Here is a 13,479-nt window from a genome sequence, read left to right as displayed (position 1 = left end):
GGAGGCCGACGGACCATGGCCGTGGACGAGCTCGACACCCGCATCCTGCGGCTGTTGCTCGAACAGCCGCGCACCAGCGTGCGGGAGTACGCGCGCATCCTGGGCATCGCCCGCGGCACTCTGCAGGCCCGGCTGGACCGGTTGGAGCGGGACGGGGTGATCACCGGCACCGGTCCCTCGCTGTCCCCGGCGGCGCTCGGCCACCCGGTGCTCGCCTTTGTGCACATCGAGGTCACCCAGGGCCATCTGGACGATGTGGGCGACGCCCTCGCGGCCGTGCCGGAGATCGTGGAGGCGTTCTCGATCACCGGGGGCGGCGATCTGATGACCCGGGTCGTGGCGCGGGACAACGGACATCTGGAGGACGTCATCCAGGCGCTGATCAGCCTGCCCGGGGTGGTCCGTACCCGCACGGAGGTGGCGCTGCGGGAGCGCGTTCCGCATCGGCTGCTGCCGTTGGTGGAGTCGATCGGCCGGGCCCGCGCTCAGTGACCGGGCCGCTTCGGCCGGGCGCGTGCGTGCCGGGGGGTCGCAGCCGGGCGAGGTGGCCGGCTGCCTAGGAGCGGCGGCGGGGCCTGCCGCGTCCGGTGCCCCGGGAGGTGCCACCCGGTTTTCCGCCCGTGGTCTTCCTCGCCGCGGGCTTCTTCCGTGCCGCGGTCGTGTCGGGGCGCTTGCGCTTGGGCTCCGCCGCGGGGGCGGTGCGCCCCCGGGTGCTGTTGACCGTCCGCCCGCGGACGATCCCGATGAAGTCCTCCACCAGGTCGGTGGTCGCCTCCTCGGGCCAGGCCAGGGCGACACCCGACTGCGGCGCGTCGACGACCGGGCGGTAGGTGAGGTCCCGGCGATGGTGGAGACGGGCCAGCGACTGGGGGACGACGAGCAGGCCCACCCCGGCCGCCACCAGTTCGACGGCGTCGGCCGTGGTGGCGGGGCGTTCGAAGGCGGGCTCCCCGGGTGGGCGTTCCCAGCCCAGGACGTCGTCGAGGGGATGCAGGACGACCTCGTCGGCCAGGTCCTCCAGGGACACCTCCTCCGCCGCCGTGACCAGATGGTCCTTGGGCGCCACGACCACGGTCGTCTCGCTGTAGAGGGGGATCGCGCTGAACACCGTACGGTCGACGGGGAGCCGTACGAGTCCCACGTCCGCTGCGCCGTCCCGCAGCACGTCGGACGCCTCGGCGGCCGGCACCTGGGTCAGGGTGAGGGGGACGTCGGGCAGGCGCTCGTTCCAGATCCGCACCCATTTGGCGGGCGTCACCCCGGGGACGTACGCGAGCCGGAACGAAGGGGATGTTTCCGAGCCTGTCACCCCGCAAGGCTACCGGGCGTGGTCGGGCGTCCCTCACCCGGCCGATAGTCTGGACCCCATGAAGTCGCAGCACAGCACCCAGACGATGAAGCCCGCCACCGCGGCGAAGAAGCTGGGTGTGTACCTCCCCGCCACCCCCGCCGAGTTCCAGGAGGGGGTCGTCTCGCGCGCCGAGCTGAACGAGCTCCAGGCCGATCCGCCCGAGTGGCTGCGGGACCTGCGCCTCAACGGCCCGCACCCCCGCCCGGTGGTCGCGGCCAGGCTGGGCGTCTCCATCGCGGGTCTCGCGCGCGGCGGGATCACCGAGCCTCTGACCACCGAGCGGATCGAGGCGCTGAAGCAGGAACGGCCCGAGTGGCTGGAGAAGGAGCGCGCCACCCAGGCGGACGTCCGCAAGGAAACGGCGCGCATCAAGAAGCGGAACGCCGAACGCGCCGCGCAGGCATAAATACGTCGACAGCACCGCCCCTCGCCCGGCAAGGTAGCCGGCCATGACGAGCAGTGAGCTGTGGAGCCGTGCAACCGCCGAGCGCTACGACGCCGAGGAGACCGAGATGTCCTCGGCCCCCGTGCTCGGACCGACTGTCGCCTTCCTCGCGGAACTCGCCGGGGACGGCCGGGCACTGGAGTTCGCCGTCGGCACCGGCCGGGTGGGCGTCCCGCTCCGGCAGCGCGGCGTTCCCGTCGTGGGCGTGGAACTGTCCGAGCACATGGCGGCGGTCCTGCGCCGCAAGATCGACGAGGACACCCTCCCGGTCGTCATCGGGGACATGGCCACGACCGCCGTTCCCGGCGAGTTCACCCTGGTCTATCTCCTCTACAACACGATCACGAATCTGCTCACCCAGGACGAACAGGTCGAGTGCTTCCGCAACGCCGCACGCCATCTGGCACCCGGCGGCAGATTCGTCATCGAGCTGGGCGTGCCGCCACTGCGGTTCCTGCCGCCCGGGCAGGTCGCGGTGCCCTTCGACGTCTCCGAGCGGCACCTCGGCTTCGACACCTTCGACCTGGTGGACCAGATCCTTGTCTCGAACCACCTCACCCGCGACGGCGAGGACGGCCGCTACCGCCGTAGCAACTCCCGGCACCGGTACGCGTGGCCGGCCGAGCTCGACCTGATGGCCCGGATCGCTGGGCTCGACCTGGAACGACGCGTCGCGGACTGGGACGGGGCACCGTTCGTCCAGGACTCCGCGAAGCACATCTCCGTATGGCGCAAGCCGTCCTGAGACCGTCCCCGCATCGCTCCCGCCTCCTGGTCGCGCCACTGAACTGACCTCCCCGGCCGCAGCCGTATATTGGCGCGGGGAAAACGTCGGTGCGGTGCTGGGGGGCGGGCGCTCTTGCGATCAGGTGGAACACGTCGAGCGGCCGTGGCCGCCTTGCTCTGCGCCGTTGCGGTGCTGGTCCTCGGCGCGTGCGGGACACAGGTGGCCGGTGAGGGGGACGGGCGGGCACCCTTGCCGGCGGCGACCGAGCCGATCCCGTGGACCACGATGCAGCCTTCCACGGTCACCGGGGTCCGTCTCAGCGGCGACCGCCGCACGCTGTTGCTCGACACCCAGGTGCCCAGTGGCGCCCACGCATGTGTGCGCAAGCTCAAGGCAGTGCTCACCAACCCGATGACGGACGTCGTGCGGGTGCAGATCACCTTCACCTCGCCGTCCGGGGACAGGGCCTCCGGATGCACCGAGGAGAGCCCGGCCACGGTGAAGGTCCGACTGCCCGAGGCCCTGGGCGACCGGAACGTGATCGTCGACAACTACACGCTCTTCACCGCCGACGGTGCCGAGCCGCCCGCGCTGCGGTTGTGCGGGGAGCTGGGCTGCACTCCGCCGGCCACCGGCTGCACCGCCGCCTCCTACGATCAGGCGCTGATGGCGATCGGCGCGCCCGCGCACACCTACCGGAGCTCGGAGGAGTGCGACGGGAAGTGGCTGGTGCTGGACTTCTCCTGGCGCACCGGCCCGGCCTGCGCCGGCTCGACGGAGCCTGGCTGTTCGTCCCGGCTCGGCGACCGCTGGTTCTTCCGGGCGAAGAAGTCGGGCTGGGAGCCGATCATCCGGACCTCGGCCGGAGGCTGCCAGGACGTGCAGCGCAAGGAGCCCGCCTTCCCGACCTCACTGTGCGCATCGCTGGCTCCGCTGTCCCCCTCACTCGCCCCGAGTTATCCTCCGGCGTCCTGATCGTCGCCGGTCGGTCCCCGGCGTCGGCATCGGCGGTGGTTGTGAACAACACGGCCGGGAGTCCTACGTGACCGGGGCGGGGTCGGCAAGGACCTCCGGGTCGGTGGTCCACTCCTTGCCTCCACCGGACGGCAGGAGCCAAGCCACCGGGCGGGGCCTGTCGCCATCGGGAGCGATGGCTCGCAAGGTTCCGCGTCTGCCGGTCGCGGTGTCCTCGACGTCCCGGCCGATCCAGGGGTGCTCGTAGTGAAGGGCAGAAGCGGTCATGAGTGGGGCTCCGAGGCAGTCTCCGGGCTCGTGGCTCGGGGATGGAAGCTGTCCTCCCAGCCGGGTGCGTCGCGCCATGCGCTGCGAGCTATGCAGCGCAGAGCCCACCCCAGGGCGTTGATCTGCGAGCTGGAGGGGTCGTTGTCGGACAGGACCCGCTTTTTGTCCCACTCCGCGAAGACGTCACCGACGCCGGCCGCCCATCTCCGTTCGTCGGTGCAGCCTGTCGCATTCACATGGGTCAGGCACGTGCGGATGAAGTGGGACAGGCGGGCATCGCGCTCTTGTTCCCAGGTGAAGCCCGGGAGGCGGAAAGCGAAACGTAAAGGACTTGGCTCCTGGTCAGCCATGGGTGGGTTGCTCCTGCGGCTTGAACTGGCTGGGGTCTGGAGGGCGCTGCATTTCCGGTTTGGCCGAGACAGGCCGGGAAAGAGATCGGTGCGGATCGTCCGCTGTTCACCAGAGCCGGATCGCCGCTGACTTGTCGGCGCCTCGTGCCCATGAGCGCTGGTGCTGAAGCCTCGTTGACCTTCGATTCCCGGCGTGCATCGATAACGTTAAGCATGTGTTCGCTGTGACGCCACGGCAAGCCTGCACAAACTGACTGGCCGACCCTATCGGCGATGCACCATCTCGCGTCATTCCAACGCGGCCGTGCACCTTCTTCTTTCAGGTGTTGACGGGCGTGCACACCCCGTCTCCTTCGGTTGCGAACCCACAACTCCGCAAAGGGCGGAAGGCAGTTCCATCTCGCGTGGATCGTCAGGCGGCGCGCAAGGGCTCACACTGCTGATCGGAGGTGGTGATGGGGCGTCCCTCGACCACGTGCAGCGAGAACATCAGGTCGCGTACCCCGGTCAGCGTCCTGAAGTCGCGCTGCATGTGCTTTTCCAGAGCGCGTAGATGGGAGCGGACCGTCACCTCGGAGAGTTCCAGTTGGCGCGCGGCGGGCTCCACGTGCGTATCGAAGCTCAGCCACGTCTGCGCGGTGGTCAGCAGATCGCGCCGGTCCTCCTGAGCAGGCTTGAGCAGGGTCTCGGACCAGGCTCGTACCTGCGGTGCGGCCAGCAGTTGCGTCAGCCGCGGGGCGCCGGAGGTGGGCGGGTGCGGCGGGGCCGAGGCCTCGCGCTGCGTGACCAGCTCCATGGCCAGAGCGACAGCGATGCGGTCACTTACTGAATTGAGGTTCATGCGTAACAGTTCGGCAGCTCGTGCGACGCGGCGCTGGATCGTGTTGCGGTGCAGTTGCAGCCGGCGAGCGGCCACCGTGTAGGGGTGAGCGAGCGCCGTCGGCAGGGCTTCGCGCACGGACCTCCACTGCCCCGGATCCTCCATCAACGGCACGAGCAGGTAGCGGGCCCAGTGTTGCGCTTCCGGCTGCGGCAGCAGGGTGACGAGTTCGGAGGCGTGTACGGACAGAGCCACCGAGTCGGGTTGGAGGGCGGCGAACTTCTGAGCGGTGATCGCCTCGTGCAACGCGTCGGCGAGCAGCCCCATGGAGTAGATGCCGCTGCCTCCCAGGGAGCAGTGGGGCCCAAGTGCATGAACCAGGCTCGTGAGTTCGTCGGAGACTGCGCTGCTGATGTCGTGGCCCGCCGGGATCGGGTGTGCGATCAGGACGCGACGGTCGTTGTTCCGGTCGCTGACCACGATTGAGTGTCGGCCCATGGCAGCATCGCAGCGGCGGACGGTGGCGTCCTGCCGCCCGGGCTGCGTCTCGATGACGAACACCCGCGCGGTCTCGGCTTCCAGAAGGCCCGGGGCCAGGTTGGCCATGACTCTTCTCGCCTTGGCGACCTCGCCGTCCAGGAGGAGTTCGAAGGCGGCAGTGCGGGCGGCCCGGGACGCGTCGGAGGCTGCGCGATACTCCCGGGTCGCCTGATCCACGAGGCCGAGAAGCTTCGCCGCGTACCGCAGCAGTCTCAGGTCGGCCTCGTCGAAGGGGGTGCGCCGAGCGACGGCCAGCACGGTGTCGGCGGCCGAGACGGGGGACAGGGAGACGAGCTGGGTGTGCGGGCCGCAGGCCCCTTGCGCGGTGGCTCCGTCGACGGACTGACGGATGACGGCCTGCGCGAGGTGCTCGGCAGCGGTGGCAGGAGCCGCGACGAGAACGCGTTCTGGCTCGCTCACCAGGACCTGCGCCTCGAGGACGCGGGCCAGCCAGTCAACGATGCGCTGCAGCGCCCGCGGGTCGGCGAGCTGGGTCGGCAGTTCTTGCACCAGCGCGCCGAGCTGGGTCGCGCGCCGCTCGGCCAGCGTCAGGCGCAGTCGCTGGATCTCCTCGTGCACGCCCTCCCATGTCTCGGCGGCGGCGGTGGTGATCAGTAGGGGGATGCTCAGCCGCGCCGCCTCGTCGACCACGGCCTGGGGGAAAGGCCGGCGCGCCCCAGGCGCGACACGCACGACGAGCCCGACACTGGCGTCGCGACTCATCCGCTTCAGCAACAGGTCCAGGACCGTGGTGATGCGACCCCGCAGGACGAATGAGTCGGCACCGGTGATCAGGATGAGCGAGCCCTCGGGCAGCGTGGCAGGCACTCCGCCCTCCAGCAGCAGCTCGGGGGTCACGGTCAGCACGCCGGTGACTTCCCTGGAGGCAGCGGGGGCAGAGCCGGGCGCAACCAATGTCAGTTCAAGTTCGGGCTTGTCTGCGGGCAGGGAGCCCAGTGTCGGCATGGGGACACTCCTTGGAGCGGGCTGGGCCTCACGACCTGTACGCACAACACAGCACAGGGTTATCGATCGTGCTCGTGATCCTGCCTTGGCGTGTACAGGTCTGTCAATTAAAGTACACAAGACGTGGAAGCAGAGAGAGACACGGTTGTGAGCAGATATCAAGTGGGCACCCTACGGGCCACGCCCGGCTGCCGTGATGTGCCATGAGGCGCATCGGTCGTCCCTCGCTGGCGGAGAAGCTCACGGCCCTCATGTCCTCCCGCCGGGACGCCGGAGGCCGCCCGTACACGTCGCGTTCCCTGTCCGCTGCCGTCGAGGCGCTTCCGGGCGACCATGCATCCGTCTCCCATGCCTCGGTCAACAAGCTGGCCAATGGCAGCCAGGACAACCCCACGGCGCACACGGTCGTGGCGGTGTGCAAGGCACTGGGCGTCCCGCCGGCCTACCTGCTCCCCCATCATGCCTACAGCGACCTCGAGGCCCTGCAGACCTTCGAGGACCCCCGCGCGCGGCATGTCCTCGCGCTGCTCAGCGGCCTGTCCCACAGCGCGCTCGACGACGTCGTCGCGGAGTTGGAGCGCCGTCGCGCCGAGCAAGGACTCGAACCAGTACAACGCCGTGACGACGCAACGGAAGAAGCTCCTCCTTCCCAGGAAGAGCCGACGGAGGCACCCGGACGCGGGCGCCGTCGGCGAAGCAGCAGAGAGGCCGCAGAGTATGCGGCAGACTCCTTAGAAGGGCTTTAAGTGGACGGCATAGTCTTCGGGACGTGCACCGTGGCCGGCTTGGTGGTCACTGCACTCTGCACACGGAGAGCTGTGGGCAATCCACGTGTCTCCACCTGGGCCATCGCATCGGCATTCGGCGTGTGCACGCTGGGAGTTCTCTTCGCGGTGCCGACCGTCGCACAGGCGACCGAGAGCGTCACAGGAATCGACAACGTGGCCAAGTTGATCGCGCACATCTGCGCCATCCTGTGGTGCGCCTTCCTCCAAGTCACCATGGTGGACCTGGCCTACCGCCCCGAGTACCTGCGCTCGGCAATATTCCAGCGCGGCTTCGCCGCGGTCGTCTACCTGGCGATCATGGTGCCGCTCTTCCTGGCCACCAACGGGCCCGACGTGGAGTTCACCACCTCCTACGCCGGTGCCCCGAAGGTCTCCACCTACCTGCTGATCTACCTCTCCTATGTGCTCATCACCTGTGGTGAACTCGCGTTCATGTGCGGCAGAACGGCGCGCCGCAACTGGGGCATCCGGCCCTGGAGCGGCACCGGGTTCGGCCTGTCCGCCGCGGCCGCGGTCCTGGGCATGGCGTACGCCTGTTCCAAGGGCAGCTACATCCTCACCTACACCCTGGGGGCTCCCTGGTCGCTGCAGGCTGAACAGGCGCTGAGTCCGGCGCTGGCCGGGATGGCCGTCCTGTGCCTCTTCACCGGTCTGACACTTCCCATGATCGGCGTCCTGCGAGAACGGCTCCGGCAGAAGAAAGCACTCGCTGCCGACTGAGCCTGTGGTCCCGCTCATCGAGCAGGACCACAGGCTTTCAGTGCCAGACCTTCACGCGGACAGACATGCCCGGTAGCGCACCGGGAGCTCCTTCAGGCCCCGGGCGCGCAGGGAGCGACGCCAGTTCGGGGCATCACCGTCCGCCTCGAGATGCGTGAAGCGCTCCAGCAGCGCGCGCAGCGCGATCTCGGTCTCGGTGCGGGCCAGCGGCGCGCCCAGGCAGTAGTGGATGCCGTGGCCGAGGGCGAGATGCCCGCCGGCGTCCCGTTCGATGTCCAGCCGGTCCGGATCGATGAACCGGTTGGGGTCGCGGTTGGCGGAGGACAGCGACAGCAGTACGGTCTCCCCGGCCGGCACGGTCACCCCACCGATCGTGATGTCCTCGACGGGGAAGCGGCGGATCGCCAGCAGCGCGGGTCCCTCGTAGCGGGACAGCTCCTCCACAGCCGCCGGGATCTTCGAGGGATCCTTGCGTAGCGCGGCGAGCTGCTCGGGGTGCTGCACCAGCGCCCACACCGCATTGCCGATGAGCTGCACGGTGTTCTCGAACCCGGCGAACAGAATGAGGAAGACCAGGCTCATCAGCTCGTCCTCGGACAGCCGGTCGTCCTCCGCGTCCCGGACCGCGATCAAGTCGGACAGCAGATCGTCCTCCGGGCTCTGCCGCTTGTGCGCGACGAGGTGGCCGAAGAACTGCAGCATGGCGACGACGGCTTCCTTGGCAGCCGTCGGCTCGTTCGGGTCCGGAGCGATCAGCGCCTGCGTCCACCCGCGGAAGTCGCCGCGGCGCTCGCCGGGAACGCCCAGCAGCTCGCAGATGACCGTGATCGGCAGCGGCGCCGCGTAGGCGGCGATCAGATCGGCGCTGCCCTCCTCTCCCAGCACGTCCAGGAGCCGGTCGGCGGTCGCACGGATCGACGCTCGCAGCTGCTCGACGCGGCCCGGCGTGAAGGCCTTGCCCACGAGCCGCCGAAGCCGCGTGTGGTCCGGCGGATCCATGTTCAGCAGGTTGGCATCGAGAGCCGGCGGCAGCTGCAGACCGTGGTAATTGCCTTCCCGCGCATGCTTCTTGTCCAGCGACAGACGCGGATCGGCCAGCCAGGCCCGCACGTCCTCATAACGGGTCACAATCCAGGCCGGTTGCCCGTCCGGCCCCTGGATTCGGTGCACCGGCGACGTGCTCCGCAATACCTCGTAGCCGCCGTACGGGTCAGTGATCAAGTCGTCAGCAAGATCCATGCCGTCACCCTACTGGGGCAGCACCGCGCCCCGTGCTCGCGCCAGCGGCGGAAGAAGGCGTAGACCCGGGCCCATGCGGGGCAGTCCGCGGGCATCGCCCGCCATGAGATCCCGCCCGCGACCAGGTAGCGGATCGCGTCCGACAGCTGCCGGTGGCAGTAGCCCTCGGGCCGTACACCCCGCCCCTGGAACCAGGCCGGCACGTACAACAAAGACAACGGGGCCTCCGGGAACCACTGGGACTGGGATCGCACCCCCGAGCTACCAGGAGACCCTGCTTTCACGCGCGGAAACCGCCGCAGTCACCCGATCGAGACTCCGTTCGATCGACAGCCTTCGAGATCGGTACGTGCAACAACCACTTACGTGTCGGGATGCTCCGGCAGGGCGAGCCAGTCCGACCAGGAGATCTCGCGGCCGAGGAAGCGCGGCTGCTCGAAAGGCCAGTCGGCGGCGATCCACTGCGGCACCAGCGCGTCGAGGGCCTGCTCGACCTTGCTGCCCACCAGCTCGTCCACCACCCACCAGGAGATCTCGCCGTCCGCGCCGGCCCTCTCCGGTGGGTCGATGTAGACACAGCCGAGCAGAGCTGTCTCCGCCGCGTCGAACAGCGCGTAGTTGAAGGACTGGTGGGCGGCGATCTCCTTCTCGTGCCGCAACAGGTCGGCCTGGTCGGCCTCGTAGGTCATGGTGGCCGCGGGCCAGCCCCAGGCCGGGCCGAAGATGGTCCACAGCCGCTCGCGCGAACCCATCACAGCCGGATGGTCGAGCGGGGTGTCCGCCTCCCGGATCGGCCGCAGGTGATGACCACCGCCCGGCAGCGGTACCAGGACGGGGTGGACGAAGTCATCGGGAAGCCAGCTCATGGCGCCCGACCGTAGCAGCGCGCGGCCGTCCGCTCTCCTGGATTTTCCCCGCACACCGCCAGGCCCCGCTCTCATGCAGGGCAGGGCCCGCGATCACCCGAGGGGCCAGGACACAACGGCTGGGAGAAGTAGGCCAACGCCGCCCTCGCCAGGCTCCGCGTCCCTGCCCAGCGCGTCTTCGCCGAACTCGGGCGCCGGGGGCGGGTGCTCCCTGTTGAGGATCAGCCCGAACCGCAGTACCGCCGCGCTTCACGCCCTCCTCGCGCACAGAAGCGATCTTCACTTGCACAAGGGCAGATCGGAAACGCCGAGCACGAGCGCCGCGGTGAGGATCTGCGGTGGCTTCGTCGACATCAGCTGCTGCTGGTCGAGCAGTGCGAGACGTTTCCGAAGCCGTACATCGAGCTCGACAGCCTTGCGGTGGAGGCTCTCGGAGGACTCCTTGGGCTTCTCGCCCCTCCGTTCCTTCTCGGAGGCCGCCGCAGCGTCGAGGAGCAGCCGCTCGCTCTCCGAGGTCAGGCGCTCGGTCACCAGTTCCCGGGTCTTGGTCAACTCTGCCAGGCGACGGGGCTGGACCTCGGCCAGGTATTCGGGAAGCTGGTTGGCGATGATCCAGCTGGTTGCCTTGTCTTCGGCGTCTGCGAGCCAGGGAAGTCCGCATGCGATGTCGGTCGCCGCGCCCTTGGGCGCCGCGGCGCAGTCGAGGTAGGGCGCGGGGCCGGCCGGGTGCACGGTGCCGTGGCTGTCGACGTGGGCGTAGGCGAAACGCCGGGCCACCGACTCACCGGTGGCGTCCGCGACTTCTTCGACAACCCCGACGAGGAGGTGCGGTTCTTCGAGGGTGGCTGAGACGAGCACGGTGCCCTGGTTGAGGGCGCCCCCGACGTTCCGGATGGTTTCGCTCATGACGGCGTCGTGCAGCGGGTGGCCGGGGGCGAGAAGCTCGGCGCGGTCGTCAGGCTGGACGTGGCTGAGGTCGAAGGTGACGCGGTCGTACTTGGTGGCAATCGGTCCGTTGCCTGCCGAGCGAATGTGCTGGGGCACGTTGGTTATCTCGTAACGCCCCTGTTCGCGCTTGACGATCCGGCCGCCGAGCCGGGTGAAGGCCTCCTTGAAGGCCGATTCGATGTGGTGCGACTGAAGACGCCGGGCGCGGGCTTCGTCCATCGCGGCGCGCAGGGCTCGAAGATCGGCATCCGAGAGGTGCTCTGAAGCGAGTGCACGCTCGTCCAGGAGGCCCTTGAGGCCGTCTCCGACGGTGGTGTCGATGACCTCGTACATCCTGGCCTTGACATCCGGCTGCTCACCGTACTGGATGGCATCGAGCAGCAAGTCCCGCAGCGGGGTTTCGGCGAACGCCTCTCCCAGGACGTCGAAGACCTTCCCGCCGTACGTCTCGCGCATCTGGTCGAGCTTCTCCAGCAGGCGCGTGAATACCTCGCCCTCACGGGTGTTGGAGGCGACGAGGTTCCAGAGCTGGCAGACCTCCTCCTGCCCGATGCGGTGGATGCGGCCGAAGCGCTGCTCGATGCGGTTGGGGTTCCAGGGCAGGTCGTAGTTGACCATCAGGTGTGCGGCCTGCAGGTTGAGTCCCTCGCCGGCGGCATCGGTGGCCAGCAGGATCTGAACGTCGCGGTTCTTGGTGAACTCCTCGGTGATCTGCCGCCGTTCGGACCGGCGTACGCCGCCGTGTATGGCCCTGACGGCAGCGGGCTTGCCCAGAAGCGACCCGATCTTGCCCTGCAGATAGTGGAGCGTGTCGCGGTGCTCGGTGAAGATGATGAGTTTCCGAGGCCGGCCATCGGCGTCTGTCACCAGCGCGTGGTCCCGGAGGAGGGCGGACAGCTCGGTCCACTTGCGGTCCGTACCTGACTCTCGGACCCGCTGCGCCGTCTTCACCAACGCCCTCAGCTCGATGAGCTCGACATTGAGCTCGTCGACCGTCCGCGCCGCCGTCGCGGCATCGAGGAGTTCCTCCTCGGTCTCCTCGATTTCTTCGGCGCTGAGGTCGTCATGGTCGAAGTCGGCGAGGCCGATGGTGGGCATGCTCTCGCGCCAGGTACCGTTGAGGATCTCCTGCTTCTTGCGCTCCAGGCGCTCGGCTCGCCGCACGAGGCTCCTGTAGATCGCCTCGGGGCTGGAGGCCAGACGTCGCTGCAGAACGGTAAGCGCGAAACCGACAGTGTTCTTGCGTTTGCCACCGATGCGGTCGGCGCGGTTCATCCCCTCGCGGACATAGTGGGTGACGTCCTCGTAGAGGTCGTACTCAAGTGCCGTGAGTTCGTAGGGGACGGTCTCCGCAATGCGCTCGGGGAAGAGCTTCCTGCCCTCGAAGGTGAGCAGGTCTTCCTTGATCATGCGCCGCATGATCCCGCTGACGTCGACGCTCCTCTTCTGCCTGCCCTCGAACCGGTCACGGTCCAGCAGGGTGAGGAAGAGCTGGAAGTCCTCCTCCTTTCCCGAGTGCGGGGTCGCTGTCATCAGGAGCAGGTGGCGAGTGATCTCGCCGAGCATCTCGCCGAGCTGGAACCGTTTCGTCTTCTCCACCTTGCCACCGAAGTAGTGGCCACCCATGCGGTGCGCCTCGTCAACGACGATCAGGTCCCACTCCGTCTCCTGAAGCTGCGCCTTCAGGTGCTCGTTACGAGAGAGCTGGTCCATGCGAGCAATCAGAAGCGGGTTGGTCTCGAAGACGTTGAGATGGAGCTGGGAGTCGATGAGCTGGTTCGTGAGCAGGTCGAAGCGGAGGCCGAACTTGAAGAAGAGCTCGTCCTGCCACTGATCGACCAGGCCTCCCGGAGCCACGATGAGGCACCGCTTGACATCATCGCGCAGCAGGAGCTCCTTGATGTAGAGCCCGGCCATGATTGTCTTTCCTGCGCCCGGATCGTCGGCGAGCAGGAAGCGCAGTGGTGTACGGGGCATGAGCTCGCCGTACACGGCGCGGATCTGGTGCGGGAGCGGCTGAACGTCGCTGGTCGCCACGGCGAGCATCGGGTCGAACAGACCGGCCAGTGAGATCCGCTGAGCCTCGGCGACCAGCTTGAAGTCACCTGCGTTCGCGTCGAAGGCGCGACTGCCGCTGCGGGCGACGCTCAGCTTGTCCTCGTCCTTCCGGAAGACGACCCGCTGGTCGAGGCCGCCCGCGGCGGTCTTGTAGGTCAGCTCGAGCGCGTTCGCACCGTGCCACTGGGCGGCGACGACCGTGACGACCTCCGCCGGCTTGAGTCCGTCGATCCGCAGACCCGGCTTGAGCTCCTCGAGCAGCACGTGCAGAACCTCCTGGTTGACAGCCTGCGAACGCTACTCGGACGTTCCGGCGATTTCATGATCCCGTCGACTTCGTCAACCGGGGTCGCTAATCTTCGCAGAGGTCATGCGAGTCGGCGGGGGCAATGGAGCGAGAAGAACGTCAGCACCTTCGT

At 68.4% G+C, this 13,479-nt stretch carries 13 protein-coding genes; 6 read left to right on the top strand and 7 right to left on the bottom strand.

Annotated features, from left to right (window positions below; genetic code table 11):
- Window positions 1-15 precede the first annotated feature (15 nt).
- Window positions 16-492: an Lrp/AsnC family transcriptional regulator gene (locus CP978_RS31270; protein WP_043446469.1), complete on the top strand. Its 477-nt coding sequence runs from the start codon at window positions 16-18 to the stop codon at window positions 490-492.
- Between the two features lie 64 nt (window positions 493-556).
- Here CP978_RS31270 and CP978_RS31265 read toward each other — a convergent pair whose 3' ends face one another.
- Window positions 557-1,309 (bottom strand): LysR family substrate-binding domain-containing protein, encoded by a 753-nt coding sequence (locus CP978_RS31265; RefSeq protein WP_043446466.1) that lies wholly within the window; start codon window positions 1,307-1,309, stop codon window positions 557-559.
- A gap of 58 nt (window positions 1,310-1,367) precedes the next feature.
- Here CP978_RS31265 and CP978_RS31260 point away from each other — a divergent pair, with 58 nt between their 5' ends.
- The 3 genes from CP978_RS31260 (at window position 1,368) to CP978_RS31250 (ending at window position 3,498) form a co-directional block, all read left to right on the top strand.
- Complete coding sequence (locus tag CP978_RS31260; RefSeq protein ID WP_043446464.1) at window positions 1,368-1,757, top strand: DUF5997 family protein; 390 nt, start codon at window positions 1,368-1,370, stop codon at window positions 1,755-1,757.
- 43 nt (window positions 1,758-1,800) lie between these two features.
- Window positions 1,801-2,541: a class I SAM-dependent DNA methyltransferase gene (locus CP978_RS31255; protein ID WP_150478342.1), complete on the top strand. Its 741-nt coding sequence runs from the start codon at window positions 1,801-1,803 to the stop codon at window positions 2,539-2,541.
- 144 nt (window positions 2,542-2,685) lie between these two features.
- Window positions 2,686-3,498: a hypothetical protein gene (locus CP978_RS31250; RefSeq protein WP_174498699.1), complete on the top strand. Its 813-nt coding sequence runs from the start codon at window positions 2,686-2,688 to the stop codon at window positions 3,496-3,498.
- Window positions 3,499-3,561: 63 nt separating this feature from the next.
- Here the strand turns inward: CP978_RS31250 and CP978_RS31245 are convergent, their stop codons facing one another.
- The gene (locus tag CP978_RS31245; protein WP_043446461.1) at window positions 3,562-3,765 is read right to left on the bottom strand and encodes a hypothetical protein; all 204 of its coding nucleotides are present in this window, start codon (window positions 3,763-3,765) and stop codon (window positions 3,562-3,564) included.
- Between the two features lie 762 nt (window positions 3,766-4,527).
- The gene (locus tag CP978_RS31240) at window positions 4,528-6,441 is read right to left on the bottom strand and encodes a helix-turn-helix domain-containing protein (RefSeq protein ID WP_043446457.1); all 1,914 of its coding nucleotides are present in this window, start codon (window positions 6,439-6,441) and stop codon (window positions 4,528-4,530) included.
- A gap of 203 nt (window positions 6,442-6,644) precedes the next feature.
- Between CP978_RS31240 and CP978_RS31235 the strand changes: the two genes are divergently transcribed.
- The gene (locus tag CP978_RS31235) at window positions 6,645-7,187 is read left to right on the top strand and encodes a helix-turn-helix domain-containing protein (protein WP_227745554.1); all 543 of its coding nucleotides are present in this window, start codon (window positions 6,645-6,647) and stop codon (window positions 7,185-7,187) included.
- A gap of 72 nt (window positions 7,188-7,259) precedes the next feature.
- Window positions 7,260-7,949, top strand: coding sequence for a hypothetical protein (locus CP978_RS31230; protein WP_227745552.1), 690 nt, complete (start codon window positions 7,260-7,262; stop codon window positions 7,947-7,949).
- Between the two features lie 51 nt (window positions 7,950-8,000).
- Here CP978_RS31230 and CP978_RS31225 read toward each other — a convergent pair whose 3' ends face one another.
- From CP978_RS31225 to CP978_RS31210, 4 genes are all read right to left on the bottom strand, one after another.
- Complete coding sequence (locus tag CP978_RS31225; protein WP_043446453.1) at window positions 8,001-9,188, bottom strand: cytochrome P450 family protein; 1,188 nt, start codon at window positions 9,186-9,188, stop codon at window positions 8,001-8,003.
- Window positions 9,167-9,406, bottom strand: coding sequence for a transposase (locus CP978_RS31220; RefSeq protein WP_227745551.1), 240 nt, complete (start codon window positions 9,404-9,406; stop codon window positions 9,167-9,169). Before CP978_RS31220 ends, CP978_RS31225 begins: the two co-directional genes overlap by 22 nt.
- 144 nt (window positions 9,407-9,550) lie before the next feature.
- On the bottom strand, window positions 9,551-10,054 hold the full coding sequence (locus CP978_RS31215; protein WP_043446448.1) for a GNAT family N-acetyltransferase: 504 nt from the start codon (window positions 10,052-10,054) through the stop codon (window positions 9,551-9,553).
- 279 nt (window positions 10,055-10,333) lie between these two features.
- Window positions 10,334-13,324 (bottom strand): DEAD/DEAH box helicase, encoded by a 2,991-nt coding sequence (locus tag CP978_RS31210; protein WP_227745550.1) that lies wholly within the window; start codon window positions 13,322-13,324, stop codon window positions 10,334-10,336.
- Between the last annotated feature and the right edge of the window lie 155 nt (window positions 13,325-13,479).

This window comes from Streptomyces nodosus (genome assembly GCF_008704995.1).
Taxonomy (GTDB): Bacteria; Actinomycetota; Actinomycetes; order Streptomycetales; family Streptomycetaceae; genus Streptomyces; species Streptomyces nodosus.
The sequence above is the reverse complement of the archived record's forward strand: the minus strand, read 5'-3'. Positions and strand labels throughout refer to the sequence as shown.

Coding starts and splice junctions, on each gene's coding strand:
- CP978_RS31270 (WP_043446469.1), top strand. CDS start 16: ATGGCCGTGGACGAGCTCGACACCCGCATCCTGCGGCTGTTGCTCGAA.
- CP978_RS31260 (WP_043446464.1), top strand. CDS start 1,368: ATGAAGTCGCAGCACAGCACCCAGACGATGAAGCCCGCCACCGCGGCG.
- CP978_RS31255 (WP_150478342.1), top strand. CDS start 1,801: ATGACGAGCAGTGAGCTGTGGAGCCGTGCAACCGCCGAGCGCTACGAC.
- CP978_RS31245 (WP_043446461.1), bottom strand. CDS start 3,765: ATGACCGCTTCTGCCCTTCACTACGAGCACCCCTGGATCGGCCGGGAC.
- CP978_RS31240 (WP_043446457.1), bottom strand. CDS start 6,441: ATGCCGACACTGGGCTCCCTGCCCGCAGACAAGCCCGAACTTGAACTG.
- CP978_RS31235 (WP_227745554.1), top strand. CDS start 6,645: ATGAGGCGCATCGGTCGTCCCTCGCTGGCGGAGAAGCTCACGGCCCTC.
- CP978_RS31225 (WP_043446453.1), bottom strand. CDS start 9,188: ATGGATCTTGCTGACGACTTGATCACTGACCCGTACGGCGGCTACGAG.
- CP978_RS31215 (WP_043446448.1), bottom strand. CDS start 10,054: ATGAGCTGGCTTCCCGATGACTTCGTCCACCCCGTCCTGGTACCGCTG.